Source organism: Anaerovibrio sp. RM50 (genome assembly GCF_000622005.1).
Classification (GTDB): Bacteria; Bacillota; Negativicutes; order Selenomonadales; family Selenomonadaceae; genus Anaerovibrio.
In genome coordinates this window covers 1-2,971 of the sequence record NZ_JHWV01000041.1, presented here as the reverse complement: position 1 = coordinate 2,971, position 2,971 = coordinate 1, and the positions used below count along the sequence as shown (strand labels likewise).

Genomic DNA, 2,971 nt, shown 5'->3' with positions numbered 1-2,971 from the left:
CTCCTAAAATAGTAACCTTTTCGGGATTTTTGTTTTTTTTCACCCTATTTTATGTACCTTACGAAGGGAAAAAGTAACCTTTTCGGGACTTTTACTCAAAAAGTAACCTTTAGGGGACTTTTGAAAAATACACGGTTGTTTTATTTAAAAAATAGCCAAAGTAACCTTTTCGGGACTTTTGGAATGATAAAAGTAACCTTTTCGGGACTTTTAAAAAGCCCAAAGTAACCTTTAGGGGACTTTTAGAATGATAAAAGTAACCTTTTCGGGACTTTTACCCCTAAAAAGTAACCTTTTCGGGATTTTTGAATTCCGCAACCCTTTATTACACAAGGCTTTATGAGGTATTGCAAAAGTAATCTTAATCGTTAAACTAAATTAATAGTTATTTTATAAATAGAAAATTAAATAATAGCCGACAAGGTAGAGTTTCTTCTTAATATTGAGTTTTTTAAATTTGTTGTTTAAATTTTAAAAAATACAGTTTACCCAAAATATACAGTTTCTTTAAATTAAAGAATTAGTATTTTGTTTTTCTAAAAAACCGATTTCTCAAATTACTAATTTTGATTTTTTAAATAAAATTAAAATACCCGCTTTGGGAAATGGAAAAATAAAAAAATAGAAATTCTTTTAAAATACTTTTTTCTAAAAAATGATATTAAAAAAAATCAAAATCAAAGTTTAAATAAAATATCTGCTTTCTAAAAATGATAGTTTTTCTTCTTCAGCTAGAGGAAATCATCTCTTAGGTCTGCAGACTCCCCTGAAGGGGCATCCATCTCTATAGTTGGGATGCTTCTATTTTTCTAGTCGGCTAAGGAAATTATCTCTAGGTCTGGAGACTTCCCTAAAGGGACTGTCTACTATTTATTTGGGATGCTTCTAGCCCTTCGGCTAAAGAAAAAAGAATACTGGTAAAAGAGAAAATCTTTCGCCCACAGGATATAATTTAGAACGGTGGCAATCTTTTCTTTAGTCGGCAGGAAAAGAAATATAAACTCTAAGAAAGAATATAATAAGGAAAAGCCTCAAATTTCGATTTTACGAGCCTATTTTTTAAAAAAGTATATGATTGTCCTTTTTGATATCAAATTGCTCAAAAACACCCTTATTTTTTAAAAATAGAGGGTATTTTTTATGCGTGAAAATAAAAAAAGCGAGGCACCGCACATTTTTTATATTATGCAGTGCCTCAGAGCTTTTATAAAATGGTAATTAAAATATAACATATTTTATTCTTTTGCGTGAAAAAAATATAAAAAAATAGCCGTTTTTTATTTTTTCTTAATTTTGCGTTTTTATATTCTGTTACAATTTATAAAAATAAATTTTTAAAAAGGAGAGTTTTTATAAAATGGATAATAATAAAATAAACGAACCAGTATTATCATCAGAAGTGGATGATTCACATTCTACACCTTTATCTGCATTAGCTATAGAAAATGCAGTGCCAATGGAAATACAACCACATCATAAAGTATGTATTTCTAAAGATTTGGCTTTTGCAACATCAACTCTTTCTCCAGTGGCACAAAAATTATTTTATTGTGCTGTTTCTACTATTGATACTTACGATGAAGAGTTTTCAACATTTTCTTTAAATGTCAAACAGATAAAAGATTATTTCCCAAATATTCATCCTAAGAAATTGCCACAAGCTATTAGTAAAGCTGTTGATGAAATATATAATGCTTCATTTTATCAAATAAAATTTAATTCTTCACCAAATGAAGAAGATGAAGTTGCTAGATGCCATATTGTAAGGGGCAGTAAATATAGCAGGGGAAAAATTACTTTTAGATTTGACGAAGATTTACGACCATACTTGTTAAAGTTACAAGGTAATTTTGCTCCTATTCCAATGTCTTATTGGGGTAAATTCATTACTACAAATGCGATGAAACTTATGGAAGTGCTGTATTTTTGGTTTAATCTTCAATTTAATAAATCAAATAAGAGAGAAGATTTCCACGCCAAAATAACAATTCCAGTATATAAATTACAATATTTATTTGATGGGGATATGGTTTCCTTAGCAGCTACTGGTACTTGGAAGGAAAGCAAATATAAGGGATTCAATAAATTAAACGAAAAAGCGTTAAAACCTTCTATAGAACAAATCAATAATTCTGGACTACTACATATTACTATGGAAAAAGAATATGATAAAAAGTACCGCCACCCAAGAGAAAGAAATTTGCCTTCTTCCCCACATACAATTACGGCTGTAACTTTTGTTATATCTAAACCTAAAGTTCTTACTGTTACAGAAGAAATGGCTAAACTTGCAAGAGCAGAAAAAAATGAATACAACAGTATAAAATTCTATCTGGCTAAAAGGTTCTATATTCCCAATGATAAATTAGATGAAGCATTCCCACTGGAAGATAAAGATGACTACTTCTTTATGCGACTAAAGTTAGTCTCTATTTCAATGCAATCTATGTTAAATGTGGCTTCTAACGGTATGTATAACAAAGATATTATTGAATATTTTAGAAAGGCAAAAATTAAAAATACCTATGAGGACAGAAAAATGTATTCCAGACTAAGAAAGCCTCTTGACCTCTTGGTTTATCTACTAAAAGACAGCTACAACAAAAGATTATTTGAATCAATCAAATATTACAACAGGAATTATGTAGGAAATGATAATTTAATAAACTACATTGATAAAACTAAGTTACTGAATGTTATTCAGGATATGGAATCTGACCTTGATTCTGCTTGTGATGAGCCAGATACTAAAAAAGAAATAGATAAAGTATTTGATATGGTTAGAGGTACTTTGGAAACAAACCCAAATAAGAATTGGATATCTTATTTTAATAGCATAAAAAAATAATAACTGGCATAAATAAGAAAAAGCACTCTGATATGCTCCCCCTATAAGAGACAGTGAAAAACAAAAACTGTCATTATAGGGGGATTTTTCTATGCCACATAAAAAGAAAGCGACTACTGAAGA

1 protein-coding gene is annotated in these 2,971 nt (G+C 29.4%); it reads left to right on the top strand.

The genetic code is table 11. The annotated features are described in order from the left end of the window. Nucleotides 1-1,357: 1,357 nt before the first annotated feature. Nucleotides 1,358-2,848 (top strand): replication initiation protein, encoded by a 1,491-nt coding sequence (locus tag T525_RS0111220; protein WP_027407259.1) that lies wholly within the window; start codon nucleotides 1,358-1,360, stop codon nucleotides 2,846-2,848. Nucleotides 2,849-2,971: the final 123 nt, after the last annotated feature.

Coding starts and splice junctions, on each gene's coding strand:
- T525_RS0111220 (WP_027407259.1), top strand. CDS start 1,358: ATGGATAATAATAAAATAAACGAACCAGTATTATCATCAGAAGTGGAT.